Origin of the sequence: Xanthomonas sp. DAR 35659, from assembly GCF_041242975.1 — a bacterium.
In the GTDB taxonomy this organism is placed as follows: Bacteria; Pseudomonadota; Gammaproteobacteria; order Xanthomonadales; family Xanthomonadaceae; genus Xanthomonas_A; species Xanthomonas_A medicagonis.
The window spans coordinates 856656-883221 of sequence record NZ_CP162488.1 but is presented as its reverse complement, the minus strand read 5'-3'; the positions used below and the strand labels follow the sequence as shown (position 1 = coordinate 883221).

At 69.2% G+C, this 26566-nt stretch carries 23 protein-coding genes; 8 read left to right on the top strand and 15 right to left on the bottom strand.

Annotation, left to right across the window (positions count from 1 at the left end; genetic code table 11):
* Window positions 1–7 precede the first annotated feature (7 nt).
* The 3 genes from AB3X07_RS03825 to AB3X07_RS03815 all read left to right on the top strand — a co-directional run bounded on the left by AB3X07_RS03825 (window position 8) and on the right by AB3X07_RS03815 (window position 3854).
* A complete protein-coding gene (locus AB3X07_RS03825; protein WP_369942902.1) occupies window positions 8–196 on the top strand; it encodes a DUF2934 domain-containing protein in 189 nt (62 codons plus the stop codon).
* A 9-nt stretch (window positions 197–205) separates the two neighbouring features.
* The gene (glgX, locus tag AB3X07_RS03820; RefSeq protein ID WP_369942900.1) at window positions 206–2377 is read left to right on the top strand and encodes a glycogen debranching protein GlgX; all 2172 of its coding nucleotides are present in this window, start codon (window positions 206–208) and stop codon (window positions 2375–2377) included.
* Between the two features lie 652 nt (window positions 2378–3029).
* Window positions 3030–3854 (top strand): hypothetical protein, encoded by an 825-nt coding sequence (locus AB3X07_RS03815; protein WP_369942898.1) that lies wholly within the window; start codon window positions 3030–3032, stop codon window positions 3852–3854.
* A gap of 34 nt (window positions 3855–3888) precedes the next feature.
* Here the strand turns inward: AB3X07_RS03815 and AB3X07_RS03810 are convergent, their stop codons facing one another.
* From AB3X07_RS03810 to AB3X07_RS03800, 3 genes are all read right to left on the bottom strand, one after another.
* Window positions 3889–5877 (bottom strand): PEP/pyruvate-binding domain-containing protein, encoded by a 1989-nt coding sequence (locus AB3X07_RS03810; protein ID WP_369942897.1) that lies wholly within the window; start codon window positions 5875–5877, stop codon window positions 3889–3891.
* Between the two features lie 102 nt (window positions 5878–5979).
* The gene (locus AB3X07_RS03805) at window positions 5980–6504 is read right to left on the bottom strand and encodes a hypothetical protein (protein WP_369942895.1); all 525 of its coding nucleotides are present in this window, start codon (window positions 6502–6504) and stop codon (window positions 5980–5982) included.
* Window positions 6505–6925: 421 nt separating this feature from the next.
* The gene (locus AB3X07_RS03800) at window positions 6926–7816 is read right to left on the bottom strand and encodes a hypothetical protein (protein ID WP_369942893.1); all 891 of its coding nucleotides are present in this window, start codon (window positions 7814–7816) and stop codon (window positions 6926–6928) included.
* A 482-nt stretch (window positions 7817–8298) separates the two neighbouring features.
* On the opposite strand from AB3X07_RS03800, the gene AB3X07_RS03795 reads away from it, so the two are divergent.
* The gene (locus tag AB3X07_RS03795; RefSeq protein ID WP_369942891.1) at window positions 8299–9282 is read left to right on the top strand and encodes an NAD(P)-dependent oxidoreductase; all 984 of its coding nucleotides are present in this window, start codon (window positions 8299–8301) and stop codon (window positions 9280–9282) included.
* 402 nt (window positions 9283–9684) lie between these two features.
* Entirely contained in the window at window positions 9685–10449 is a 765-nt protein-coding gene (locus AB3X07_RS03790; RefSeq protein WP_369942889.1) for a hypothetical protein, read from the top strand.
* 498 nt (window positions 10450–10947) lie between these two features.
* On the opposite strand, the gene imm45 is transcribed toward AB3X07_RS03790, so the two are convergent.
* The 7 genes from imm45 to poxB all read right to left on the bottom strand — a co-directional run bounded on the left by imm45 (window position 10948) and on the right by poxB (window position 19220).
* The gene (gene imm45 / locus AB3X07_RS03785) at window positions 10948–11265 is read right to left on the bottom strand and encodes an Imm45 family immunity protein (RefSeq protein WP_369942888.1); all 318 of its coding nucleotides are present in this window, start codon (window positions 11263–11265) and stop codon (window positions 10948–10950) included.
* A 120-nt stretch (window positions 11266–11385) separates the two neighbouring features.
* Entirely contained in the window at window positions 11386–12642 is a 1257-nt protein-coding gene (locus AB3X07_RS03780; protein WP_369942886.1) for an MFS transporter, read from the bottom strand.
* Window positions 12643–12814: 172 nt separating this feature from the next.
* On the bottom strand, window positions 12815–13516 hold the full coding sequence (locus tag AB3X07_RS03775) for a hypothetical protein (RefSeq protein ID WP_369942884.1): 702 nt from the start codon (window positions 13514–13516) through the stop codon (window positions 12815–12817).
* A gap of 89 nt (window positions 13517–13605) precedes the next feature.
* Window positions 13606–14397 (bottom strand): hypothetical protein, encoded by a 792-nt coding sequence (locus AB3X07_RS03770; RefSeq protein ID WP_369942883.1) that lies wholly within the window; start codon window positions 14395–14397, stop codon window positions 13606–13608.
* Window positions 14398–14665: 268 nt separating this feature from the next.
* On the bottom strand, window positions 14666–16003 hold the full coding sequence (locus AB3X07_RS03765) for a sigma-54-dependent transcriptional regulator (RefSeq protein WP_369942881.1): 1338 nt from the start codon (window positions 16001–16003) through the stop codon (window positions 14666–14668).
* Window positions 15988–17424 carry a PAS domain-containing sensor histidine kinase gene (locus AB3X07_RS03760; RefSeq protein WP_369942879.1) on the bottom strand — a complete coding sequence of 479 codons (1437 nt, stop codon included), beginning with the start codon at window positions 17422–17424 and terminating at the stop codon, window positions 15988–15990. Before AB3X07_RS03760 ends, AB3X07_RS03765 begins: the two co-directional genes overlap by 16 nt.
* Window positions 17425–17510: 86 nt before the next feature.
* A complete protein-coding gene (gene poxB, locus AB3X07_RS03755; protein ID WP_369944642.1) occupies window positions 17511–19220 on the bottom strand; it encodes a ubiquinone-dependent pyruvate dehydrogenase in 1710 nt (569 codons plus the stop codon).
* 477 nt (window positions 19221–19697) lie between these two features.
* Between poxB and AB3X07_RS03750 the strand changes: the two genes are divergently transcribed.
* Window positions 19698–19937: a hypothetical protein gene (locus tag AB3X07_RS03750; RefSeq protein WP_369942877.1), complete on the top strand. Its 240-nt coding sequence runs from the start codon at window positions 19698–19700 to the stop codon at window positions 19935–19937.
* Window positions 19938–20093: 156 nt separating this feature from the next.
* Here the strand turns inward: AB3X07_RS03750 and AB3X07_RS03745 are convergent, their stop codons facing one another.
* From AB3X07_RS03745 to AB3X07_RS03735, 3 genes are all read right to left on the bottom strand, one after another.
* Entirely contained in the window at window positions 20094–20534 is a 441-nt protein-coding gene (locus tag AB3X07_RS03745; RefSeq protein WP_369942875.1) for a low affinity iron permease family protein, read from the bottom strand.
* A 195-nt stretch (window positions 20535–20729) separates the two neighbouring features.
* Window positions 20730–21857: a fatty acid desaturase family protein gene (locus AB3X07_RS03740; protein WP_369942873.1), complete on the bottom strand. Its 1128-nt coding sequence runs from the start codon at window positions 21855–21857 to the stop codon at window positions 20730–20732.
* An 11-nt stretch (window positions 21858–21868) separates the two neighbouring features.
* Window positions 21869–22942: a ferredoxin reductase gene (locus AB3X07_RS03735; RefSeq protein WP_369942871.1), complete on the bottom strand. Its 1074-nt coding sequence runs from the start codon at window positions 22940–22942 to the stop codon at window positions 21869–21871.
* 93 nt (window positions 22943–23035) lie between these two features.
* Between AB3X07_RS03735 and fabR the strand changes: the two genes are divergently transcribed.
* Both fabR and AB3X07_RS03725 read left to right on the top strand, forming a co-directional pair.
* Entirely contained in the window at window positions 23036–23686 is a 651-nt protein-coding gene (gene fabR / locus AB3X07_RS03730) for an HTH-type transcriptional repressor FabR (RefSeq protein ID WP_369942869.1), read from the top strand.
* A gap of 212 nt (window positions 23687–23898) precedes the next feature.
* Window positions 23899–24765 carry an SDR family oxidoreductase gene (locus AB3X07_RS03725; RefSeq protein ID WP_369942867.1) on the top strand — a complete coding sequence of 289 codons (867 nt, stop codon included), beginning with the start codon at window positions 23899–23901 and terminating at the stop codon, window positions 24763–24765.
* Between the two features lie 82 nt (window positions 24766–24847).
* Here the strand turns inward: AB3X07_RS03725 and AB3X07_RS03720 are convergent, their stop codons facing one another.
* Window positions 24848–25714, bottom strand: coding sequence for an NAD(P)H-hydrate dehydratase (locus AB3X07_RS03720; protein ID WP_369942865.1), 867 nt, complete (start codon window positions 25712–25714; stop codon window positions 24848–24850).
* The gene (locus AB3X07_RS03715; RefSeq protein WP_369942863.1) at window positions 25711–26469 is read right to left on the bottom strand and encodes a histidine phosphatase family protein; all 759 of its coding nucleotides are present in this window, start codon (window positions 26467–26469) and stop codon (window positions 25711–25713) included. The genes AB3X07_RS03720 and AB3X07_RS03715 overlap by 4 nt, the downstream gene beginning before the upstream one ends.
* Window positions 26470–26566 lie beyond the last annotated feature (97 nt).

The following is a 26566-nucleotide window of genomic DNA, read 5'->3' as shown; positions in this document are numbered from 1 at the left end:
GACCGCCATGGACGAAGAAACACGCAAGCGCCGCATCGAGCAACTCGCACACGAAATCTGGGAGGCCGAAGGCCGGCCCGACGGCCGCGCCGCCCGCCACTGGGCGATGGCGGAGCGCCTGGTCGACGCCGAAGCCCAGGCCCATCTGCAGGACCCACCGCTTTCTTCCGCCGGCAACGGCTCCGCCACGTCGTAAGGACTCCGTATGCCCCTCCGCAAATTCGCCAGCCGTTCGCGCATCCGCGAAGGCCGCTCCTTTCCCCTGGGCGCCACCTGGGACGGCCTGGGCGTCAATTTCGCGATCTATTCGAGCAACGCCACCAAGGTGGAGCTGTGCCTGTTCGACGAGCGCGGGCGCGAGGTCGAGCGCATCGTCCTGCCCGAGTACACCGACGAGATCTGGCACGGCTACCTGCCCGACGCGCGCCCCGGCCAGCTGTACGGCTATCGCGTGCACGGCCCGTACGCGCCCGATGCCGGGCACCGCTTCAATCCGAACAAGCTGCTGCTCGATCCCTACGCCAAGCAGTTGGTCGGCGAAGTGAAATGGGCGCCGCACCTGTTCGGCTACACCATCGGCCACAAGGACGCGGACCTGAGTTTCGACCGCCGCGACAGCGCCGCCTACATGCCCAAGTGCGCGGTGATCGATCCGGCCTTCACCTGGGGCAAGGACCAGCGCCTGCAGACCCCGTGGGACCGCACGGTGATCTACGAGACCCACGTGCGCGGCACCACCATGCGCCACCCGTCGGTCCCCGAGGCGTGGCGCGGCACCTTCTCCGGACTGAAGGTCGACGAGGTGGTGGAGCACATCAAGCGGCTCGGCATGACCGCGGTGGAGCTGCTGCCGGTGCACGCCTTCGTCGACGACGAATACCTGCTCAAGCAGGGCCTGCGCAACTACTGGGGCTACAACACCATCGGCTTCTTCGCGCCGCAGCCGCGCTACATGGCCACGCGTACCGTGGCCGAATTCAAGCAGATGGTGGCGCGGCTGCACCATGCCGGGCTGGAAGTGATCCTGGACGTGGTCTACAACCACACCGCCGAAGGCAACGAACTGGGCCCGACCCTGTCGTTCAAGGGCATCGACAACGCCAGCTACTACCGCCTTGCCGAGGACCGCCGCTTCTATATCAACGACACCGGCACCGGCAACACCTTCGACCTGACCAATGCCGGCGCGCTGCGCATGGTCAACGACTCGCTGCGCTACTGGGTCTCGGAGATGCACGTGGACGGGTTCCGCTTCGACCTGGCCACCATCCTCGGCCGCGAGCACCACGGTTTCGACCCCAAGGGCGGCTTCCTCGATGCCTGCCGCCAGGATCCGCTGTTGAGCCAGGTCAAGCTGATCGCCGAGCCGTGGGACGTCGGCCCCGGCGGCTACCAGGTCGGCGGCTTCCCACCAGGCTGGTCGGAGTGGAACGACAAGTTCCGCGACAACGTGCGCGCGTTCTGGCGCGGCGACGAAGGCCAACTAGCCGAGCTGGCCACGCGCCTGACCGGCTCGGCCGACCTGTTCAACCATCGCGGCCGCCGTCCGTCGGCCTCGGTCAATTTCGTCACCGCGCACGACGGCTTCACCCTGCACGACCTGGTCAGCTACGCGCATAAGCACAACGAGGCCAACGGCGAAGAGAACCGCGACGGCTCGGACAACAACATCTCGGCCAACTACGGCGCCGAGGGCGAGACCGACGACGAGCAGATCAACGCGCTGCGCCAGCGGCAGATGCGCAACATGCTGGCCACGCTGTTGCTGTCGCAGGGCACGCCGATGCTGCTGGCCGGCGACGAGTTCGGGCGCAGCAAGGGCGGCAACAACAACACCTACTGCCAGGACAACGAGCTGACCTGGCTGAACTGGGAAGGCGGCGAGCGCGCCGAGCGGCTGGCCGCATTCGTGACCCGCCTGAGCCACCTGCGCGCGCACTACCCGCTGCTGCACCGCGCGCGCTTCTTCGATGGCGTCTACGACGAGGAGCTGGGCATCAAGGACGTGACCTGGCTGGCGCCGGACGGCGAGGAAATGACCGAGGGGTCCTGGCACGACCCGCATGCGCGGGCGATGATGATGCGCCTGGACGGCAGAGCGCCGTCCAGCGGCCTGCGCCAGGCGGCGTCGAACGTGACCTTGCTGATGATCATCAACGGTGCGGTGGAGGACGTCGGCTTCACCCTGCCATTGGTCGAGGGCGAGCACTGGCGCGTGCTGATCGACACCGCCGAACGCGACCTCGAGCATGGCCTGCCCGGCGGCTCGCAGTGGCACGGCATCGGCCGTTCGCTGACCCTGCTGGCGGCCGAGCGCGACAACAAGTCCACCGCCGCCCAGCACCGGAACGCGGCGGCGCCGCCGGCGGCGGGGTAAGCGGTCGGCGTTGGCACGGTAGTCGATGATCGGGGTGGGGACTGGGCCCGCCTCCGACAAAGCAAGTGCCGGCGTGTGCAGTCGCGGCTTCGGCCGCGGCTGCTGGCATCACCGATATCCGTCGATCGCGAGCGACCTCATGCCTGCCCTGTAGGAGCGGCTTCAGCCGCGACTGTTTCCGCAGCTCGTGGCCCATTCGCCATACAGCGATGTTCCAGAACGTATCGATTCTGTCGCGCATGCGACACCGAGACCTCTCGACTCCGTTCGTCGCGGCTGAAGCCGCTCCTACAGAACTGCCAACGAAGTTCGCCGTAGAGCCGCCTCTCGTAGGAGCGGCTTCAGCCGCGACGACCTCCGCAGCACGCAGCCCATCCGCATCCACATACAACGTTAGCGCAAGCGATCTGCGTCAACGCACCATGCGATGCCAAGGCATGCGACGTCTCCGCTCGCCGCTAAAGCCGTGCCCGAGATCGATGCACCCGCGCCCTCCCCTGGCCTTCGGCGTCTCCTGGAAATTGGAACCCAGGCGATCCATCGAGCGCTGCTCCGCCAGGCAGGCGCACGATCGCCCTCACGCGGCTCGCTTGCCGGAGTGCAAGGGAAGCTGCAAGCTTCGCGCTTCCGATCGACCACTCCTCGCCATCAGATGAAACGCGCACTGCTCGCTCTATGCCTGCTCAGTCCCGCGACGTGGGCCTGCGACCACCACCTCCCGCTGTCGGGCGCGGTCAGCGTCACGACCTGTACGCCGCAGGAGGATTCGGCCGACTGCGTCTTTTCCGGAAGCGTGCTGCTCGACTACATGGAGGCGATTCCGGACAGCGACGCGAACTTCACCATCGCCATGCACGCCAGCCCATGGCGCATGTACGACGGACAGTGGCGCATTCTCACCCCCGAAGAACTCGCCACGGCCGTGCGTGCGAAGCGCGACGCCAAGGTAAAGCAGGTCGAACTGGTGGCTTCGTGGACCGGCGTGTCGCCGCAGCCGGGTGTGCCGTCGCTCGCAGAACGCGTCTCCCAGGCCCTGGACGGCTTTCCCGTGAAGGGCGAAGACGGCTTCCTGTGGCTTTCCAAGGACGGCGCGCGCCACACCACCCGCCAGGCCTACACGATGCGCCGAGGCGCCGGCTCTTACTTCCTGCCCGAGGGCGCGGACCTGTTCGTGTCTCTGGCAGGCGGTTGGCCCGCCTACGTGGAAGACGAGATCGACGAGACCGATCTAGCGCTGTTGACGCAGGCCGCGGCCGGGTGGGACATCATGTTCCTGTGTCCGGACAAGGCCCTGGCCGGCTTCGAGCGCGCCGCGGCGAAGGGCAGCGCCATCGCCGCCTACAACGCCGCGCTGATGCGCCTGGAACGCGGCGGAGACGGCGACCGTGCCGCCGCACTGTCGCTGCTGGAACGTGGCGCCGCACTGAAGGACGCCAAGTCGCAGGAGCGGTTGGCGCTGGAGCGCACGCGGCGTTAGCCAGCCTGGCGGGCCGATGTGCGCGCATCCGCGATCACTGTCGCGCATTCCCCTCCACATACGGCCGCGCCTGCAACATCACCACCTCGTCGCCGACCACGGCCCACTCGATGTCCTGATCGACGCCGCCCAGCGCCTGCTTGGTCAGCGCACCGACCTCGGCCAGCCGCGCGATCAGCGCGTCGGTCAACACCTGGCGGGTGCCGGTGATCGGCACTTCGCGGACACCGCCGGTGGCATTGGCGACGAGTTGGGTGTCTTCCGCCGAGTGACTCAGCACCTGCACCGCCTTGGAGCGGGTCGAATACATCACCTGCTCGGCCTGGCGCTTGCCTTCGACCACGCGGATGCCCAGGCCGCGCTTGGCCGAGATGTAGGTGACGTGGCGGCGGTCGGCGTCGAACGGGTCGCGGGTGATCATCACGCCCGAGCTGTCCGACGGCGCGGCCGCCTGCACCAGCACCGCCATGGCCACCGCGTCCTGCGGCAGGCCGGCGGCGGCGCGCGCTTCGTAGGCCTCGAAGTTGTAGACGGACGCCCACACCGTCTGCACCGCCTTGGCCAGGGCGTCGGCGCGGGTGACGTTGGGCACGGTGGTGTAGAGGCCGGCACCGCTGAACCCGGGCAGATCCTCGGAGTTGGACGAGCTGCGCACGAACACGCCGGCGCCGTGCAACTGCGTGCGCCATTGCGCCTCCAGCGCGCGCGCCAAGGCCGGATCGGGCGCGGCCTCGGCGATCTCGGCGCGTAGCGTCGCCAGCGCGGCGCGGCGCACGTCGGCGTCGGTGGCGAAGCCGGGCGCGCGCTGCAGGTCGCGCAGGCGCGACGCGATGTGCAGGCGCTGCATCGTCGCCGCATAGAAGGAGAACGGAATGCAGAAGCCGTCCGGCACGCGCGCGGCCGGCGGCAGCACCGCCTTCAGCGTGCCGAGGTTGGCGGCCTTGGTTCCGCAAGAGCGGCTGTCGCGGGCGCGCAGCGCGGCCAGCGGCTTGAGCGCGACCACGGCCAGATCCGGACGCGGCAGCGCGCGCGCCGCCACGCGCGGGGCCGTCGCCTGCGCGCTCGCCGACGGGCCCGCCAGCGGCGTCACCCGGTAGTCGTTGTGGCTGACCTCCAGCCGCACCCAGCGGCCGTCGTACTGGCGCAGCGCCGCCTGCGCGTCGCGTACATACACGTTCGGGATGCCCCAGCCCTTGGCCAGCAGGTTGACGTGCGACAGCAGGGTCGACGGACGCTGCGTGACCAGGCCGGCGACCGGCGCCAGCGCGATCGGCACTTCGTCCAGCACCGGGATGTCGCGCGGACTCAGCGTGCGCAGCTGCGCCTCGGAGCGGACGATGCGCAGCCGCCCCTCGGCGCGGCCGGTGTTCAACGGCAGGAAGCGCTGCTCGCGCAACAACGCCTCCTGGGTGACGAAGGCCAGCCCGGTCGCGGCGGCCAATTGCTCCTGCTGCGTGGAGTTGGTCTTGAAGCGCAGCGCGTCGTAGAACGACGCGCGCAAGGCGGCGTCGGTCTGCTGCAACAGCGGCGCCGTCAGGACATCGCCCTCCCAGAACTCGTAGGTGTAGCCCGGCAGATCGCGCTGCCAGCTCAGGGTGCCGAACAGGAACCGCCGCTGCGGATCGCGGTACTGCGCCTTCAGCGCCGCCTTGTCCATCTCCGGTGCCAGACGCTGGCGCACGAACTGCTCGTGCAGCGCGAACCGCGGCGTGTTGAGGTAGTAGACGCGCCCGCCCTGCTGCCGGTCGATGACGAAGAGCAGGTGCGGGATTTCCAGCGCGGTGCCGGGGTTGTAGACCCGCGCCAGCCGCGCGAACTGCGCGCGGCTATCCAGGCGCGGCAGCGCATCCGGTCCCAGCACCAGCCGCGGGGTGGTGCCCTCGCGGCCTGGCCGGTATTCGTAGGGCGAAGGTTTGCGCGCGGTCTGCGCCAGCGCGGAGGTGGCGCAGCACGCCAGTAGGGAAAAGGTGGCGCCCCACGCGATCAAACGGTGCCAGGCAAGGCGCGAACGGGCTCGGTCCATGATGCCGGTGCGAAGTGGAGAGAGCGGATCATAAGTCAGTCCAGGCAGGGTTGGATGCGCTGGCTACGCGGCCATGGCCCAGGACCGCGACAGGGTCCGCGATCACCCAACGCCGCTCCGCTGCGGCAGCTCGCACTGCGTCGTCAGCCGGCGTACCGCTGCCTCAACGCCGATGAACCGGTGCCGCTGCAGCAAATAGCTCGCCCCGAGCACGAGCACACCGATGGGGACCACGGCCGGCTTGATGGCGAGCGCCAGGATCAATGTCGCGACGACGTACAGCGCCCACCAGTTGCATACGCCGACCAAACGGATCTCGCGCCGTTGCCGGTCGATCACCAGCAGCCCGCGCATGACCGGTGGGTATCGCCAGTACCAGCCAAACCGGATGCCAAAGCTCTCACGGAAAGCCCAGGTGCGTTCGGACAGCGGCCGGAACCGCAGGGCGGTCCAGTTCTTCGCCTCCATTTCGCTTTCCAGCCGATCGACGGGAAAGCGCAGCAACGCCGCGGTCGGCACCGCGATGCGGCGGCCGAATACCGGTATCCCCCACGGCCAATAGGCGCGATTCCAGAGTACCAGCAGGATGCCCTCGATCAGCAGCAGGACAAGGAGTGCAGTGGCCATTCGTCGTCCATTGGCGCGTGTTGGGTCGGGCCCGGGTGGCGAGGCGAGATCGGCTGCGGTGCGGTCGACGCCACCTGCGCCCATGCGTGCACACCTGTGGCGCTCGTCGTCCCGCGTCCTCGCAAACCTCCTGTTGGCGGCTTGGTCGACACGGTCGATATGCGCCGTCGGGCACCCGACTACGATGACAGAAATGGGGCCTGGCATGGCGCAACGACTGCCGCCGACGCGGCCTCGATCCTACGCGAGCCATCCAGACGATGGCTACGCTGCCAAGCCCTGTGGAGACCGGCGATCCTCGCCTGGGTTGGCGGAAGCGTGAAGCAGCAGTGTGGCTGCCGGGTTCGATACGCGCACCACAGGATGCTGCCCACTGCGGGCTAACCGCCCAACCGAATGCCCCGCGGACGCCATCGGCCAGCTAGCCGATCTCGAAGACCTCGGCAAAGCGGCTCGGCATGCCGCCCAGCAGCGTCTCCAGGTAGGGATAGGGTTTGATCGCGTCCAGCCAGGCGAAATAGCGCGCTTCCGACACATGCCGGCGCACGGCGTCCAGCACTGCCTGGCAGCGCGGCTCCGACAGCAGCGGCAGCGGCGCCCTGGGCGCAGCGTGATCGCCCGAGAAGTCACCCTTCAGTACGTGCGTTCCCAGCCACGCGACTTCGGTCGCGGCGTCGTTGTCCAGCGCGGCCAGTTGCAGCACGCGCCCCGACAACAAGGGGTAGGCGCCCAGCAGCCAGCCATAAAGCTGCGTGGTCCACAGCGGGCACCGGATCGCGAACGCCGAGTCCAGCCATGCCGGCAGTTCGGCGCTGGCGAGATACTTCGTGCAGAAGACCATGCCGGCCGAGAAATCGCCGCAGGCCACGCTCCATGCGAAACGGTGGTCGGGGTGGGCGAACGGATCCTGCGGCGCGGCGACGGCCAGCCGCGCTCCGTTCCAGCGCGCTGGATCCATCAGGCAGCGGCCCAGGGTCTGCCGCGCATCGTCGGCGAAGCCGGGATACGGCTCGTCGATGCCGCGCGGATGCACGGCGATGAAGGCCGTCACAAGGCGTTGGTAAAGGCTGTCGAACGACTGCTCCAGGTGCCGCGCCACGAGTTGGGCCAGCAGATACCGGTACCAGTCGGTCCATTCGTCCATGGGGCCGAAGCTGGCGATGCCGGAAGCGATTTCCTCCAGCGGCGCATGCAGTTCCTCGCTCGAGCAGCGCGCCAGATCGCCGAGCAGGGACACGAACATGTGCCGGTCATCGCCCATGAACCAGGCCTCGCCCATCGGTTTTGCCGGGCGCGGCAGCTTCGCGCGCATGCGCTGCAGGCAGCCGGGATGCAGGCCGTCGCCAGGGTGCCAGCGGAACGGGCGTGGAATGGCGGGAACGGCATGGTCGCGGGACGAGGACATCGCGGGATTCTAGCCACTCGCCGACGCAGCCTGTTCGATCGGCTTGCGCCGCCACCGCGCCCCCTGTCGGCCTCGATGCGAGGGCATCGCGTACGACAGAGCGAACGCAAAGCCGGCGCCGCGCGATCCCACGCACGCATCGCGCTACGGCATGCTCACACCAGTCTCGATCAGGTCCGGCGGGTGGACGCCGCGCGACATCGGCGCCATGGCAGCTCGTCCGCGCCGTGTGCCGGCGTCGAACAACGCCTGGCACGATCGCCCGATCCGTCGCTCGCAGGCGGTGCCAAGCGGACAGGCGGCATTCGGGCGGATCGATCAAGGGTTGGCTTCATCGCGCGGCGCCATGCACCATGGGCGACCGCGAGCCGCCCAGCCAAGGAGTCCGCATGCCGCTGTATCCCCTGTTCGCCGACCTGGCCGGACGCCGCGTGCTGGTGGTGGGCGGCGGCGAGGTCGCGATGCGCAAGATCGAGGCGCTGCTGCACGCCGGCGCCGACGTGCTGGTCTATGCGCACACGCTCAACCCCACGGTGGCGCACTGGCTGGCACAGGGCCGGCTACGGCGCGCCGACGGCGACTTCGATCCGCAGTGGCTGGACGCGGCCTGGCTGGTGGTGGCGGCGACCGACGACGACGCGTTCAACCGGCAGCTGGCCGAGCAGGCCGGGGCGCGGCGCAAGTGGGTCAACGTGGTCGACGACGCCGCGCTGTCCAGCTTCCAGGTGCCGGCGATCATCGACCGCGACCCGCTGCTGATCGCGATCTCCTCCAGCGGTGCAGCGCCGATGCTGGCGCGGCGCCTGCGCGAGCGCTGGGAAACAGAACTGGACCATTCCTATGCCGAACTGGCGCAGTTGTTCGCCCGTCACCGCGGCGAGATCCGTGCTCGCCTGCCGGACCTGCCGCAGCGCCGACGCTGGTTCGAACAGGTGCTGGAGGGGCCTGTGCAGACGCTGCTGCAGAGCGGCCAGCATGCCGCCGCCGAGCAGGCCTTCGCCGACAGCCTGCAGCGCAGCGACGCCGTACCGCGGCAGGGCAGCGTGTGGCTGGTCGGCACCGGCAATGGCGACCCCGGCGCGCTGACGCTGAAGGCACTGCGCGCGCTCAACCAGGCCGATCTGCTGCTGTGCGGCGCCGAGGTCGGCGCGGCGGTGCTGAGCCTGGCGCGGCGCGACGCCAGCCGGCAACCGCTTCCGGAGACGACGGAAGCGCACTTGGCATTGTTGTGCGCGCAGGCGCGGGCCGGGCAGCGCGTGGTCAGCCTGCTGCCAGGCGATGCGTTCCGACAGCCGCCGCACGCGGCGTTGGCGGCGCGCCTGGCGGCGGCCGGCATTGCGTGCGAGGTGGTGCCCGGGGTGGCATTGGATTGAAGCGTGGCGGCGTCGCGGGCGCACTTGGCGAAGACGGTTGTGTGGCGCAGACTCTGCACACCGTGGCGGCAGGTCGGCATTTCCTATGTTAGGCCGCTGGAGCAACATCCATGCGATTCATCATGACAGTGATTAGCGCACTTGCGGCAGCCTTGCTTGGAGGCGTTGCGTCCGTTTTCCTCGCAATGCAGTTGGGCGCGCAGGTCTTATCTTACGAGCCTGGCGCTTACCTCGGCGTTGCATTGGCTATCATTCTTGCACCCATCGGTGCCGTTACGGCGGGGTGGGTTATAGCCGTTCTCGTATGGCAAGCATGGGCTCTCAGGCGTCGGCCAGCAGCCTAGTAATTCGCTCAAGCCGAAGCCGCTTCGCGGCTCGGCTTAATCCTGGTGTTAGGCATCCATGAGCCATCGCGATTTCTCAAACCAGTTAGAGAGCTTTAGGCAAGAGTCCGAGGTGGTTGCGCAGCTAGTTTACGGAGATTTCGCCGTAAATCAGGCTGCTCTGGACTCCAATGAAGTCTTCGCAGCTATGAACGAGACACCTCGTTTATGGAATCTTTGGGCTTACGCAACTCAGGTTGCAAGCTTTATGGCGCTAGGCCGTTTATTCGATATGAAATCGAGCTATTCCCTTGATGCTCTATTGGACTCTATGCAAAAGAACATCCATGACTTTCAGGAGAATGGCCTCCGTGCTCGCAAAGATCCAAAAGGCGAGAACCCAGCATGGCTCGATAGCTACTTAGCGGAGGCCTATTACCCAACTTATGATGACGTGAAGCGACTTCGAAAAATGGTTGATCGCCGCCGAGCGATCTACGACCGTATGATAAAGCCTGCCCGCCACAAGTACTTCGCTCACCGTGAGAAGCACGAAGCAAATGCGGTGCGGGATCTTTTTCAGCGCGGAACAATAGATGAACTCTGGCTTCTCACATCCTTCCTACTTCAGCTTCACGACCAGCTATTCCAACTCTATTTCAACGGTCGTAAGCCGGTGTTTCGTCGCACTCCGTACTCGATTCGCTCTGTGCGCAAACGAGCAGCAAACAGTAGTCGCCCGCATCACAAGTTGATACTTGAGATATCCGAGACTATGCGACGCATAGTCGCTGGCTCGCCTAGCAATTCATTCAAACCGAACCCGTTTGGCGGGTCGGCGTAATTCATGCATTAGGCCATATCGATACTTGGCAACCCATTACCGTAGATGAGCTCAATGCACTGATAGCTGGGCAACTCATAAACCCGGGTTCGAAAAGCATGAAGGCAACTGGCTGCTCATGTACAGCAATTGGTCAGTACGAGCCCCGAGTAGGAGCAGGTCGCGATGCTCGCTCAGGCCGCCACGGGCGCCGAAGGCATTTTCGACGTTTTTAACCGCGTTTTCGTGATTTGCTCCGGTGAGATGCTCTCAATGGATGTGACAGGCTCAGAAGTCCAAACTCGTAGATCCGGGCGTTGAGATCTGACAATTCGTCTGCCTACGCCGCATTGCGGCACGGCTTAACGTAGGCGTTCGTCCGCAGAGGATCAGCATGTCGATCAAGCGGCACTTTTCGCCGCAGCCGGCGAGCGGTGGCCGCCTACCGCGGCGCGCAGGCACTGTGCGGCCTCCATCGGCAGTTCTCATCGCGGCGGCTTCGCTCACGGAACACCACCCTCAATCCTCGCGTATGTCCACCACATACACCCGCTCCAGCGGGCACTCGAAGTAACCCCAACTGTTCCAGTTCGCGATCAGCCATTCCCGATCGACGGCATACCCCGGCTGGTGCGATCGCGAGGCATCCGGAAGCATCGAATAGATCAAGCCGGCCTTGTAGCCGCGCACGTTCAACAGCGCATACGGTTGTCCTTCCTGATGCGCGAGATGCACGAGCATCAGCTCCACCACCTCGCCGTCGGGAAGCGCGCAGCGCAGGATCTTGCCTCGCTCCAGATCCTGCGCGTAGTCGGTGATCTTCTGCTTTCCGGTCAATCGACACCTCGTTCGCCGCGTCACGCGTCCATCGCGCATCACGCATTTCGCAACCGGCGCCAGTATCGCGCAGACGCCACGTTCGCGGCTGCGCTCTCGAGGCGGCCGCGTCCCACCAGATCATGCGGGGAGCGGCGGCACCTGCGCATCTTCGCCGTTGCGCACACCCGCCACCGGCAGCAAATGCCGGCGCAGACCCAGCCACAACGCCAGCGACAGCAGCGACACGCCGCCCAGCAGCAGGAACGCGGCGCGGTAGCCGAAGCCCTGCGCGATCCAGCCGCCCAGCGCCGGACTCAACGCCGCGCCGATGCCTTGCACAGTCATCACCGCGCCCTGCCCCACGTTGACCCGGCCGGTGCCCTGCAGCAATCGCGCCACCAGCGCCGGCACCGCCACGCTCTGCAGACCGGCGCCGATGCCGTCGAGGATCTGCACCGGGAACACGCCCCAGGTGTGGATCACGCTGGCCGCGATCAGGCCGCGCAGCGGCAGCGCCAGGAAGGTCAGCAACAGCACCCACCAATGCCCGCGCACGCGGATCAGGCGCATCGCCAGCAGCGAGGCCAGCACCATCGTGGCCTGGGCGACGATGATGGTGGTGGCGGTGAGCGCGTTGGGGTCGCCCTGGTGCGCGGCTACCACCGCCATGCCGTACAGCGGCAGCATCGCCGCATTGCCCAGGTGGAACAGCGCCAGCGCCGCGGCCAGCACCAGCAACGGCTTGCAGGTCAGCAGCACGGTCCAGCCGCTGACGTGCGCGTCGTGGCCGCCCTCGGCGGTCGCCAGGCCGCGCGCGGCGTCGTGGTCGATCGCCTCGCGCGGAATCATCAGGACCGAGGCGATCGCCAGCACACCGAAACAGCCGGTCAGCACGAACACCGCGCCGAAGCCGAACTTCCAGCCCAACACGCCGGCCAGGGCCGCGGCCACCACGTTGCCGGCGTGGCTGCCGACCTGGTTGCGCGCGATCTGGTGATCGAAGCCGGCCTGCCGCACCAACCCCAGGGTGATGCCCGACAGCGCCGGTCCCAGTGCGGCGGCGGCGAGCGCGGTCATCACCTGCGCGGCGATCACGCCCGGCAGCGTCGGCGACCACCACAGCAGCGCCGACGCCAGCAGGATCAGGCTGCAGCCGACCACCACGATGCTGCGCTTGCGTTTGGTCGCATCGACCAGCGCGCCGCCCGGCGTGGTGGCGAGCATGCCGACGATGCCGCCGGCGGTCATCACCGAACCGATCGCGCCCAGCGACCAGCCCTTGGATTGCAGGAACACGCTCAGGAACGGGCCCAGCCCGTCCTGCACGTCGGCCATGGTGAAATTGAGCGCCTCCAGCGCGCGCGTGCCGCGCGGGCGCGGGCCGGCGCCGCTCATGCGCGCACCGCCGGCGGCGATGGCCGCGACGGCGACAAGGGCGGGAGCAGGAAAGCGTGGTGCTGCGCAGGCGGGACGGGCGGCATGACGGTGTCCTGGAGGAGCGATGGAAACACAGGCGACCGCGACGCGCGGCGGTGGCCAAGGGCACACCGCCGCAACGACTCAGTGCTTAGTGGGGCTTCGGTTTGGGCTTCGGTTTGGGCTTGGGCCCGTGCTTCGGCGCAGCATCATGCGCATGCCCGTGCAACGGCTCGTGATGAGGCTTGGGCGGTTTCGGTTTCGGCGGCAACGGCTGCAACGTCGCGGCGCTGGCACCCAGCGCATGCGCGTGCAGCACTTGGCCGTGCGCGGAGTCCAGCAGGTCGCCCTGCGCCGCCAGCGGCTTGCCGGCGGCCAGCCAGCGCGCATGGTCCGGCGCCGCGTGCGGCGGAAAACGCACGATCAGCGTATCCTCCAGCAGCGCGCCGTGCACCTGCCCATGCGGCCCGTGCAGCAGTCGCGCGATGGTGCCGACGTGCTGTACCGCGTCCTGCACGGACTTGGGCTTGCCCGGCGGCTTCGGCTTCGGCTTCGGCTTCGGCTTTGGCTTAGGCGACGCGGCGTGCGGACCTTCGTCTGCGATGCGCGCAGCGCCGTCCGGATCGATCGCCAATGCGACCAGCACATCGGCGCCGCGCGGCTTGAGCCCGCGCACGCCGAGGTGGGCGCCGGGACGCAGCGCCTTCAGCAATTGCGCCGACAGGTGCGGCGGGGTGTGCACTTCGGTGCCGTCGTCGAACAGCAGGCCATCGACGTCGGCCTTGGGGTTGAGCAGGAAGCGGGCGAGCGTGCCGCGGGTTTCCGGCAGGGAATCGGGATCGACCCAATGCATTGCGTTCTCCAGACAAACGAGGGGGATGCCGGCGGGAGCCGGCGGCGCCCGCCGCGGAACGGCGGGCGCGTTGGGTCAGGCGCGACGGATCAGCGCGGAGCCGGCGGCGGTGGCGTGGCCGGCGCACCACCCGGCGGGGCCGGCGGCGGCGGGGCGGCTGGCGGCGCAGGCGGGGCCGGCGGCGCGAACACCGCCTGCAGCGAGTTGCGGTCGCGGCCGAGCTGGGTCGCCTCCACCGAGCGGCCGACCTGGGTCAGCACGCCGAAGCCGTTGACGCTCAGGCGCGCGCCCGGCCGCAACAGTTCGCCGTATTGCAGGGCCGCATGCGGCGGCATGCGCACGATGGTGCCGTCGCTGAGCAGCACGCCGGCGGTCTCGCCGCGCGGGCCGTAGATCAGCCGCTCGATGCGGCCATCGGCCTGCAGCGGGGTCAGCGCCGGCGGCGCGGGAGGCGCCGGCGGCGGCGCCATCGGATTCGGCGGCCGGTCGACCACCTGCTTGCCGCTGCGGCGCGCGGTGATGCTGCCGGCCTGCAGCACCGGCAGGCTGCCCAGGCGATAGCCCTGCACCGACACCGCATCGCCACGGCGCACCGCCGCCTGCAGGTCGGCCGACAGGTGCGGCGGGAAGCGGACCTGGGTGCCGTCCATCAACCACAGGCCATCGACATCGCCGTTGGGATTGAGCATGAAGCGCTCGACGGTGCCGTCCACGCGCACCGGCGCGGCGGCGACCGGCGCGGGCGGCGGCGGTGGCGGAGCCGGCGCGCTGCCGGGTGCCGGCGGCGCCGGTGGAGCGGCAGGCGCCGGCACCTGCGCGTTGGCAGTGGCCGCGGCGGTGGCCAGCATCAGGGACAGTGCGAGTGCGCTACGACGGATCATGGGATTCCTCCTGAGCGGCAAGGGAAGCCGCTCGCAGGAGAGATAATGCAGAGGCCGTGCCAACTTTTAAGTTATTGATTAAAAAGTAAATACAGAAAGAAATCGGCCATGCCGCCGTCCCCGTTTCATCCACATCTGTCCGCTTTGCGGACAGATGCGGGGGGATTGGGGATTCGAGATTCGGGATTGGCAACAGCCGGCGGACCAGGCGGCGCGCGCCGCGACCAATCCCCAATCCCCAATCCCGCGGCACGCATCGCGCCGCCGCCTACATCCCGTACTCGTCGAGCTTGCGATACAGCAACTGCCGATGGATACCGAGCCGCCGCGCGGCCTCGGCACGATTGCCGTGCGCCTGGTCCAACGCCGCCTGGATCATCCGCCGTTCCAGTTGCGCGATCGCCTGCGGCAGGGTCAGCACCTCGGTGCCAACCGCCCCCGGGGTCTCGGCGGGCTGCGCCAGCACCTCGTCCAGGTCGTGCGCTTCGATCACCGGGGCGCGCACCAGCACCTGGCAGCGCTGCATGGCGTTGCGCAGCTCGCGCACGTTGCCGGGCCAGGGATAGGCGCGCAGCCGCGCCTGCGCCGCCGCCGAGAGCGTCTGCGGCGCGCTGGCGCCGGCGGCAAGGAAGTGCTGCGCCAGCAGCAGGATGTCGTCGCCGCGCTCACGCAGCGGCGGCAGTTCGATCGGCACCACGTTGAGCCGGTAGCGCAGATCGCTGCGGAAGCGGCCGGCGTCCACCGCCTGGGTCAGGTCGCGGTGGGTGGCGGCGATCACCCGCACGTCCACCTTCTGCGCGCCGCGCCCGCCCAGCGGCGACACCTCGCCCTCCTGCAGGAAGCGCAGCAGCTTGGCCTGCATCGGCAACGGCATGTCGCCGATCTCGTCGAGGAACAGGGTGCCGCCGTCGGCGTCGCGGATCAGGCCGCTGCGGTCGGCCACGGCGCCGGAGAACGCCCCCTTGCGGTAGCCGAACAGTTCGCTCTCCATCAGCTCGGCGGGGATCGCCGCGCAGTTGATCGCCACGAACGGCTGCGCGGCGCGGCCGCTGGCGCGGTGCAGCGCGCGCGCCGCCAGTTCCTTGCCGGTGCCGGTTTCGCCGGTGATCAGCACCGGCAGGTCGGAGGCGGCGGCCAGGCCGATGCGCTTGTGCACGGTGCGCATCGCCGCGCTGTGGCCGAGCAGCGCGTCCTCGTCCTCGGCCGGCGCCGCCGGCGTGTCCACCTGGGTGTCGTCGCCGCGGCTGCGCAGCGCGCGCTCCACCACCTCGGCGATGTCGGCGCGGCCCACCGGCTTGACCAGGTGGTCGAAGGCGCCGAGCTTCATCGCCTCGATGGTGTTGCCGCTGGAGGCATGCGCGGTGAGCATCACCAGCGGCACGCGCATGGCCTGCGCATCGTCCTGGCGCGCACGCATCAGCGCGATGCCGTCCATGCCGGGCATGCGGAAGTCGACGAAGGCCAGGTCGATGCCGTCCTCGCGCAGCCGCGCCAGGCCCTCGCGCGGATCGGCCGCGGCGAGCACCGTGTGCCCGAACGAGCGCAGCGTGGCCTGCAGGGTGCCAAGGAAGGCGGTGTCGTCGTCGATGATCAGGATGCGCGCCATGGCAGCTCCAGGCTGAACTCGGTGATGCCGTCGCGGTGCGCGTACTGCACCTCTCCGCCGTGGGCGCGGGCGATCTCGCGCACCAGCGCCAGGCCCAGGCCGTTGCCGTCGCTGCGGCCGCTGGCGAACGGCTCGAACAGATGCGCGGCCACCGGCGCCGGCACCGGCTCGCCCTGATTGCGCACGCGCAACAGCAGGCGATCGTCCTCCGCCTGCGCCGCCAGGGTCACCGCGGTGCCGGGCGCGGCGTGCTGCATCGCGTTGCGCAACAGGTTGTGCAGCGCGCGCGCGGCCTGCTGCGGGTCCAGCATCCACTGCGCCGGCGCCGCCTGCAGGTGCAGCGCGATCGGCGGCACCTGACCGTCCCAGTCGTTGGGGTCGAGCAGCGCCTGCAGCCATGGCCGCAGCTCCACGGTCCGCCGCTGCAGGCGGATCGGCTGGACCATGCCGAGCAGGCTTTCCACCACCCCGTCCAGGCGCTGGATCTGCGCCAGCATCAGCTGCGCCTGGGCCTCGTCGAAGCCCGCGTCGGCGGCGGCGATCTGGTTCTCCAGGCCCAGGCGCAGGGTGGCGATGGGATTGCGGATCTCGTGCGCCACGGTCGCGGTCATGCGCCCGAGCGCGGCCAGGCGCTCGTGTCGCGACAGTTCCTCGCCGAGCCGGCGGGTCTCGGCCAGCGCCCGCGCACTGCGCTGCGCGTAGTCGGTGACCGCGGCGCCGAGCCGGTCCAGTTCCGGCGCGCCGGTGCGCGGAATGTCCGGCACCTCGGCCGGGGTCGCCAGCGCCTGTTCGATGCTTTGCAGGCGCTGGCTCCAGCGCCGCACCACCCAGCCCAGCGCCAGCGCCGAGACCACCACCAGGGCCAGGATCAGGGCCAGGCCCAGCGCCAGCGGCAGGCTGGCCGCGGCATCGCTGGAGGCGACCCGGGTCATGGTCCAGGCCGCGGCGCTGCGGTCCAGCGGGCACGCCGCGATCAACAGGCTTTCGCGCTGACCGTCGCGCCTGTAGTCCACCGCGTGTTGCGCGGCGACGCCGCGCTGCGCGGTGGACACGATGACGTTGCGTTCGGCCGACGGCACATCGGTCTTGTGCTCGCTGCCCTCGTAGGTCGGGTAGGCGTAGGCGAGGAAGCCGCGCTGGCGGTCCCAGAAGCCGCCCTCCACGCCGGCGGCGTCGGCCAGCACCAGTTGGGTCACCACCGCCGCCAGGCCGGTGCCGTCGCTGCCGTGGGCCGCGGCGCTGGCGCCGTTGTAGCGCTGCACCATGCGCGTGCAGGTGGCGCGCAGCGCCGTCTGCGCGCGTTCGGCGCGTACCCCCTCGCTATGCCGGTACAGGCCGACCAGCACCACCGCCATGCCCACGCAGGCGACGGCGACGACGATCCAGATCAGCAGCAATTGCCGCAACAACGAACGGGGCATGGTCCACCGGGACGCGACGGAAGAGACAAAGGTAGCAGTGCCGCGCGCGTCCGCGCAGAGGCGAACGCGGCGCGGCTGGCGGCGGCTCAGCGCAGGTTGGTCTTGACCAGCTCCAGCACCTCGTCGCCGCGCCCGCTCATCACCGCGCGCAGCAGGTACAGGCCCATGCCCTTGGCCTGCTCCAGCTTGATCGCCGGCGGGATCACCAGTTCCTGGCTGGCCACGCGCACGTCCACCAGCGCCGGGCCGGGATGCGCGAAGGCCTCGCGCAGGGCGGGCTCCAGTTGCGCCGATTCGTCCACGCGCAGGCCGAGGATGCCCATCGCATTGCTCATCGCGGCGAAATCCGGATTGCTCAGGTCGGTGCCGGTGTCCACGTAGCCGGCCGACTTCATCTCCATCGCCACGAAGCCGAGCGAGCCGTTGTTGTAGACCACCACCTTCACCGGCAGGCCGAGCTGGGCCAGGGTGATGAAATCGCCCATCAGCATGGTGAAGCCGCCATCGCCGGACAGCGAGATCACCTGCCGGCGCGGGAACTGCGCCTGCGCGCCCAGCGCCTGCGGCATGGCGTTGGCCATGGAGCCATGGTTGAACGAGCCGAGCAGGCGGCGCTGGCCGTTCATGGTCAGGTAGCGCGCCGCCCACACCGTGGGCGTGCCGACGTCGCAGGTGAAGATCGCATCGGCGTCGGCCAGCGCATCGACCATGCGGGTGACGAATTGCGGATGCAGCGGCTCGCCGGGAGCGGCCGCCACCGCCAGCTCGTCCAGGCCGGCGCGCGCCTTGCGGTAGTGCGCCAGCGACTTCTCCAGGAAGCCACGTTGCTCGCGCCGCTGCAGCCTGGGCAACAGCGCGGCGATGGTCTCGCGCACGTCGGCGGCGATGCCCAGCTGCAGCGGCGTGCGCCGGCCGAGCGCGGCCGGATCGCGATCCACCTGCACGATGGTCGCGTCCTTGGGATAGAACTGGCGGTACGGGAAATCGGTGCCGAGCATCAGCAGCGTGTCGCAGTTGAGCATGGCCTGGTAGCCGGAACTGAAGCCGATCAGGCCGGTCATGCCGACGTCGAACGGGTTGTCCCACTCCACGTGTTCCTTGCCGCGCAGCGCATGCACGATCGGCGCGCCCAGCATGTCGGCCAGCGCCACCACTTCGTCGTGCGCGCCGGCGCAGCCGCTGCCGCACAGCAGGGTGACGGCCTCGCTGTCGCGCAGCAGCTCGGCCAGGCGCGCCACGTCGGCGTCGGCCGGCAGGATGCGCGGCGGCGTCAGCGCCGGCCACGCGGCCGAGGTGCCCTTGGGCAGTTCCTGCAGCGCCACGTCGCCGGGGATCACCACCACCGCCACGCCCCGTTTCAGGATCGCGGTGCGCATCGCCCGGTGCAGCACTTCCGGCATCTGCGCCGGGTTGCTGACCAGTTCGACGTAGTGGCTGCATTCGCGGAACAGTTCCTGCGGATGGGTTTCCTGGAAGTAGCCCAGGCCGATCTCGGAAGACGGAATATGCGCGGCGATCGCCAGCACCGGCTGGTGGCTGCGGTGGCAGTCGAACAGGCCATTGATGAGGTGCAGGTTGCCCGGGCCGCAACTGCCGGCGCACACCGCCAGCTTGCCGCTGACCGCGGCCTCGGCGCCGGCGGCGAACGCGGCCACCTCTTCGTGGCGCACGTGCATCCATTCGATGCTGTCCATCTGCCGCAGCGCGTCGGTCAGGCCGTTGAGGCTGTCGCCGGTGACGCCCCAGATGCGCTCCACGCCCGCGCTGTGCAAGGTCTCGGCGAGCAAGCGGGCCAGGGTCGGCTTGGACATGATCATCTCCGCGGGAAGGAGCGGCGATGCTGGCACGCGGACCGTTACACGCGCGTGCTTCCGCGCGCGCGGCCGCCGCCGCGCAAGCCGGGACTCAGCCGGATGCGGCGCTCCCCCCTGGTCGCGGTGGTCGGTACGTTTTTCGTGGCCGCTTTCGTGGCCGCCGCCCTTGCCCTCATCCTCGTGATCGCCGCCGGTCGCAATCCCGCTCGGCGCCGGAGAAGGAGAGAGACGACGCGCCTAGCCATGCCGGCGTTGGCGACAGCGCAAGGCCTGACCGATGAAGACGACACGCGCGACGCGTGCGTCCAGACGTGTTCGCGGCAGCCGCGAGGCGGCCGGGCTAGGCCACCTGCATCGCACCACCCGCGAAACCCATGCACGCTGCAGTCGCACACCTTCCACTCCGCGCTAACTGCCTGTTGCGGACGATCCGCTCACATCCCGCACAGGAGCAGAACCATGAGTGGCTTACTCTGGAAATTGGCGGTGGCCGGTGGCGTCGTTGCGGCGGTCCGGGCATACCGGCGTCGCACCAATCCACAGCAGGCGGCGGCGTTCTCGCACGACGGCGCCTATCGCGCCGTCCCCGACGACGGCAGTTTCACCCCGCCGCATGGCGACGTCGTCTCAGTCAGTTCGCCACCACAAGGGGACGGGAACGGCGCTGGTCTGCACACCACCGGCCCAGCAATGAGCTGAACCGGCCCGGCAGTTGGATAGACGCGAGCGGGCGGAGCTGATCGCCTGCCCGCCTCGCTGCCGCACGGCCCGCACCCAGCACGAATGGCGCGGACTATCGCTTGAAAGCCATTCTTCGTGGACGCGTAAGAAGTCCCTGGTGTTCGCCCGTAGCCCTCACTTACCAGCAGCCGGGTCAGAAACGCCCTCGGCGCCAGGCGTATCACGCTGGCCCCTGCGCGCGCGCAGCGCATCGCTCGCCTTCCTCGCCAATGCCTCGTACTGCCTGCGGATCTCTTCCAGCCGCTTCTCGTCCAGTTCCTCGAGATCGAGCAGTTCGTTATTGGCCTTGGCGCTGACCCGGATCAGTTCGTCGAGCTTGATCTGCATCGCCGCGGTATCGGCGTTCTGCGTGTGCTGGATCAGGAACACCATCAGGAAGGTGATGATGGTGGTGCCGGTATTGATCACCAGTTGCCAGGTGTCGTTGAAATCGAACACCGGGCCGCTGATGCCCCAGATCACCACGATGCCGAGCGCGATGCAGAACGTCCACGGCGTGCCCGCCGCATACGAGGCTTTCTTGGCGACGGTGTTGAACAGGTTGGCGGGCTTCATCGCGGACCTCGCGCAGTCGGGTGGACCGGCGCACCGGGGCGCGCTGCGCTGGTGCCACCGATGATCCGCAGCCCGATGTGAGCAATGCGTGGATGGCCCGATACGCAGAATTTCTGCCAGCAAAAACACGACAGGCGGGGAAGCCCGCCTGTCCGACATCTCCGCGATGGTCGCAGGCGACATGCCTGCCGCCGCTCAGCCCGCTTGCTGCACCGGCTGCTGCTGCGCCTGCCGCACCGCGCGCGGCCGGCTCGGGAACGCGTGGCGCACGATCCGCCACATCACCTGGCCGAACTGGCGCGGCAGCGAGCCGGTGTTGTAGTGCTGCCCGTAGCGCGCGCAGATCGCCTTCACTTCCACCGCCAGCGCCGCGTAGCGGTTGGCCGGCACGTCCGGGAAGAAGTGGTGCTCGATCTGGTGGCTGAGGTTGCCCGACAGCACATTCAGCAGCTTGCCGCCTGCCAGGTTGGAGGAACCGCGCAACTGGCGCAGGTACCAATGGCCGCGCGATTCGTTCTTGATCGACTCCTTCGGGAACGTCTCGGCATCGGCGGTGAAATGGCCGCAGAAGATGATCACGAAGGTCCAGATGCTGCGCAGCACGTTGGCGGTCAGGTTGCCCAGCAGCACGGTCAGGAAGAACGGACCGGCCAGCGCCGGGAAGATCACGTAGTCCTTGAGGATCTGCCGGCCCATCTTGCGCCCGACCGGGGCGAAGCTGCGGCGCAGCTCGCCGCGCTTCATCTTGCCGGCGAACCAGCGGCCCAGGCGCAGGTCCTGGATCGCCACGCCCCATTCGAACAGCAGCGCGAACACCACCGCGACGAACGGCTGCGCCAGGTAGAACGGACGCCAGCGCTGCTCGGGGAAGATGCGCAGCAGGCCGTAGCCGATGTCGTCGTCCATGCCGCGCACGTTGGTATAGGTGTGGTGCTTGAAGTTGTGCGTCTTGCGCCAGTTGTCGCCGGTGGCGACGATGTCCCACTCGTAGGTGTTGCCGTTGAGCTGCGCATCGCCCATCCAGTCGTACTGGCCGTGCATCACGTTGTGGCCCAGTTCCATGTTCTCCAGGATCTTGGACAGGGTCAGCAGCAGCACGCCGGCGATCCACGCCGGCAGCAGCACGCTGTGCACGAAGGCACCCAGGAACAGCAGCGCGCGGCCGGCCAGGCCGGTGTAGCGCACCGCGGCGACGATGCGGCGGATGTAGCGCGCGTCGGCCTCGCCCAGGGTGGCGACGGTGCGCACGCGCAGCGCATCGAGTTCGTCGCCGAAGGCCTGCAGTTCGGCCGGGGTCAGTACGCGGTTGCGAGGAGCAGCCATGGGGAAGTCCTTCAGAGGTCCAGGATCAGGTCGCTGCTGGCGCTGTTGACGCACAGTTTCAGCGAACCGGGTTCGGTGGCGTGCGCGCCGGTCAGCAGGTCGCGGGTCGCCCCGGACTGCTTGCCGCAGGCGCAGCTGTTGCAGATGCCCATGCGGCAGCCGTGCTTGGGTTTGAGGCCTTCGGCCTCCAGCGCGGTGAGCAGCGATTGCCCGCGCGGCAGTTGCAGCACGCGGCCGCTGCGCGCCAGGGTCACCGCGACCGTGCCGTGCTCGGTATCGTGCAGCAGCGGTGCGCTGAACGCTTCGGCCTGGAAGCGCGCGACGTGGCCGTCCAGGCGCGCGCGCGCGGCCTGCACGAAGCCGCCGGGACCGCAGGCCAGCACCTGCGCCTGCTCCAGCCCGCCCAGGTGCGCCAGCGGCAGCGCGTCCACGCGCGGCGCCGGCGTCGCGCCTTCGCCGGTGATCGCCAGTTGCAGGCGGAAGCGCGGATGCGCGGCGGCCAGCGCCTGCAGTTCCTCGACGAAGCACAGCTGCTCGCGGCGCCGCGCCCAATAGATCAGGTCCACCTCGGCGGGCATGCCGGCGGCGGCCAGTTGCCGCAGCAGCGCGCGCATCGGGGTGATGCCGCTGCCGGCCGCCAGCAACAGCCAGCGTCCCTGCGGCGCGGCCGGCAACACCATGTCGCCGAACGCCTGGCCCAGCTCGAACACCTCGCCGATCCGCGCCTGCCCGGCCAGATACCGGCTGACGCGGCCGCCCTCGATCGCCTTCACCGTGATCGCCAGGCGCCCGCCGGGCAGCGGCGTGGGGCTGTAGCTGCGGCTCAGGCGACGCCCGTCGATCTCCACGCCCAATTGCACGTGCTGCCCGGCGCGCAGCCCGCGCCAGTGACGGTTGGCCTTGAGGATCAGGGTCACCGCGTCGCTGCTGGCGCGCTCGCGCTGCAGCAGCCGCGCGCGCGGGCGCTGCCAGGTCCACAGCGGGTGCAACCGCGTGGACCAGAAATCGAATACGTCCGGCTGCACCCAGGCGTGCAGGGCGCGGGTGGCGGAGCGGCTGGGAGCAGGACGGCGGGCAGCGTTCATGGCTGCCACTATACAGGCGCAGATACAGATGTCTATACAGTTGTATATTCAGGAAGGCGCTATGATCCCCTCCTTGTCTCGCGCGGCCCGCTCATGACCTCCATTTCCCCGCCCCTGTCCGAGGGCGCGCTGCCGGTGCGCAAGACCGCGATCTCGCGCGAAGACCTGCTGGCGGCGGCGCTGAAGCTGATCGGCCCGCACCGCAGCGTGTCCACCCTGAGCCTGCGCGAAGTGACCCGCGAGGCCGGCATCGCGCCGAACAGCTTCTACCGCCAGTTCCGCGACATGGACGAACTGGCGGTGGCCTTGATCGACCTGGCCGGCAGTTCGCTGCGCACCATCATCGGCCAGGCGCGGCAGCGCGCGGCCGGCAGCAACCGCAGCGTCATCCTCAGTTCGGTGGAAACCTTCATGGAGCAGTTGCGCGCCGACGACAAGTTGCTGCACGTGCTGCTGCGCGAGGGCACGGTCGGTTCGGACGCATTCAAGCAGGCGGTAGACCGCGAACTGAACTACTTCGAGGAAGAACTGCGGGTGGACCTGATCCGCCTGGCCGCGCTCGACGGGACACCGCTGCACGAGCCGGCGCTGGTGTCCAAGGCGATCACCCGGCTGGTGTTCGCGATGGGCGCCACCGCGATGGACCTGCCGCCGGAAAAGGATCCGGAACTGGTCCGGCAGATCAGCGCGATGTTGCGCATGATCATCCTCGGCTCGCGCACGATCGCCGCCGGAGCGGCGTGAAGCCGCGACGGCGCATTGCACCGGATTTTCCCGATGTGAGCGCGCCATGCGGCGCGGCACCTGCACACCTGGCGGATAGCGATCGCACCGCGTCGACGGCGCACACCACACGTCGCCTTCCCCAGCAGCACACGCGACGATGACACGCCCTTGGCCGTGCCTTTACCGGCGAGGGGGCACGGTGGGTCCTCCCCCGACCGCAGGATTTCGCCATGCCGGTACCGAACTATCCCTACCCGCCCTTCAAGCCGCAGCAGCAGTCGTTCCCGGGCCTGACCGACAAGATGGACCCAACGCCCGATCACGGCGAGGACAGCTACGTCGGCCACGGCCTGCTACAGGGCAAGCGCACCCTGATCACCGGCGGCGACAGCGGCATCGGCGCGGCGGTGGCGATCGCCTACGCGCGCGAAGGCGCCGATGTGGCCATCGCCTATCTGCCCAGCGAGCAGCACGACGCCGAACGCATCGGCAAACTCCTCGAGGACGCCGGCGTGCGCGTGCTGCTGCACGCGTGCGACATCAGCGACCGCGCGCAGGCGCAGGCGCTGGTGGAGACGGTGGTCGACCGCTTCGGCGGACTCGACGTGCTGGTCAACAACGCGGCGTACCAGCGCTACTTCCACAGCTTCGACGAGATCACCCTGGACGAATGGGAAAAGACCTTCGCCACCAATGTGCACGCCGCGTTCCATCTAGTGCGCCTGGCGGTGCCGCACATGCCCGAGGGCGGTTCGATCATCAACACCGCCTCGGTCAACTCGAAGAAGCCCACGCCCAACATCCTGCCCTACTCCACCACCAAGGGCGCGGTGGCGAACATGACCATCGGCCTGGCCGGCCTGCTGGCGGACAAGAAGATCCGGGTCAACGCGGTGCTGCCGGGACCGATCTGGACGCCGTTCATCCCGGCCGGCATGGACGCGGAAGAAGTGAAGGAGTTCGGCGCGCAGACCGCGTTCGGCCGCCCCGGGCAGCCGGCGGAACTGGCCTCGACCTATGTGCTGCTCGCCGCCGATACGTCCAGCTACACCTCCGGCGCGCTGATCACCATCGCCGGCGGCGCGGCGACGCTCTGACGCGTAAACATGCATTATCGTTGAGGCCAAGAAGGCGGCGCTGCAGGTCGGCGCCGCCTTGCCATTCGCCGCGTTCGCGCCGCTAGCGCATGGCGAGCAACCCGGGAACCTGGGGCGCGATCTCCCTGGCCAGCGGCCCCAGCGGGCCGACCCGCTGCGCCAGCGCCGCCCCGGCGCACGCATGCAGGTGCACGCCCCACACCGCCGCCTGCGTGGCACTGGCGCCGCGCGCCAGCAGTCCGCAGACGATGCCGGCGAGCACGTCGCCGGACCCGGAGGTGCCCAGACACGGGCTGCCGCCGCGGTGCACCCAGCGTGCTCCGTCCGGCGCGGCGATCACCGTGGTCGCCGATTTCAGGACCACGATCGCGCCGCTGCGCTGTGCGTACTCCACCGCCACCGCCATCGGATCGGCGCCGATGCGCTCGATCGGCACGCCGCTCAGCGCCGCCATCTCGCCATGATGCGGCGTGAGCACAATGCGCCCGGGATCGGCCATGCCCCGCGTCTGCACCAGCGCCCCCGCATCCAGCACCGCGGCGCAGCCGCCGGTGGCGAGCAACTGCGCGATCTGCGCGCGCAGCGCCGGCTTGCCGCGCATGCCGGGGCCGATCAGCAGCGCGTCGGTGCCCGCGACGTCGCGCCGCAGCGCCGCGCCCTGCAGACGCAATTCGCCATCGGCGCTGGCCGGCAGGCCCACCACCCGCGCTTCGGGCAGGGCCACCGCCATCGCCATCGCCACCGGCCGCGCGGTGGCGATCTGCAACTTGCCGGCGCCGGCGCGCAGCGCCGCCTCGGCCGCCAGCAGCGCCGCGCCGGGGATTTCGCAACTGCCGCCGATCACCAGCACGCGCCCGCGCTGTTCCTTGCCGGCGATGCCGGCGGTGGTCGGCAACGGCCAACGCCGCAGCAAGGCCGCCGTCACCGGAATCGCGCGCACGCGGCTCATCGCGGCCCGCCCGGCTGGTCGGCGTCCGTGGTCACCGGCACCTCGAACGGCACCGCGTTGGCCTGCACCAGGGCGAAGCACGGCGCGCCATCGGCGGCGACGCCCATGCCGTACTCGGTGACGCTGCAGTTGGGCACGTCGCCGCCGCGGTCGATGTCCAGGATCCGCTGTTCGTCGAGCCGTTCCAGCAGGTAGCGCATGCAGTTGACGATCACCTGGTGGGCGACGATGAGCACGCGCTCGCCGGCATGGTCGCGGCGCAGTTCCTCGACCACGCTGCGCAGACGCAGGATCACGTCGCACCAGCTCTCGCCCCCCGGCGGGCGGAAATAGAACTTGCCGACCGAGGCGCGCTGTTCCGCCAGTTCCGGGAAGCGCGCCACGATGCCATGCCGGGTGTAGCGGTCGAGGATGCCGAATTCCTTCTCGCGCAGGCGTTCGTCCATCAGCAGCTGCACCGACGGCACGCCGAGCGCCTCGCCGATGGCCGCGGCCGTCTGCCGCGCGCGCACGAACGGCGACGTCAGCAGGATCTGCGGGCGCGCCGCCTCCGGCAACGCGGCGAACCATTGCCCGAGCGATTGCGATTGCTGCAGGCCGAGGTCGGACAGCGGCGTGTCGGCATCGCGCGTGGCGACGTCGATCAATTCCTGCCCGGACGCTTCTGCCAGGTCGCGCGCGACATTGCCCGCGCTCTGTCCGTGTCGCACCAGCCACACCCGTTGCGGCCAGTCTGCATGATCGAGTTTCGGCACGCGCATCTCCTATCGACGACTGTGCGAGAGCCTGGCGTGACCGCCGTGAACGCGCGGTCTCCACGTCCGCGCATTCAGGTGCGCGTTCCGCGCCGCT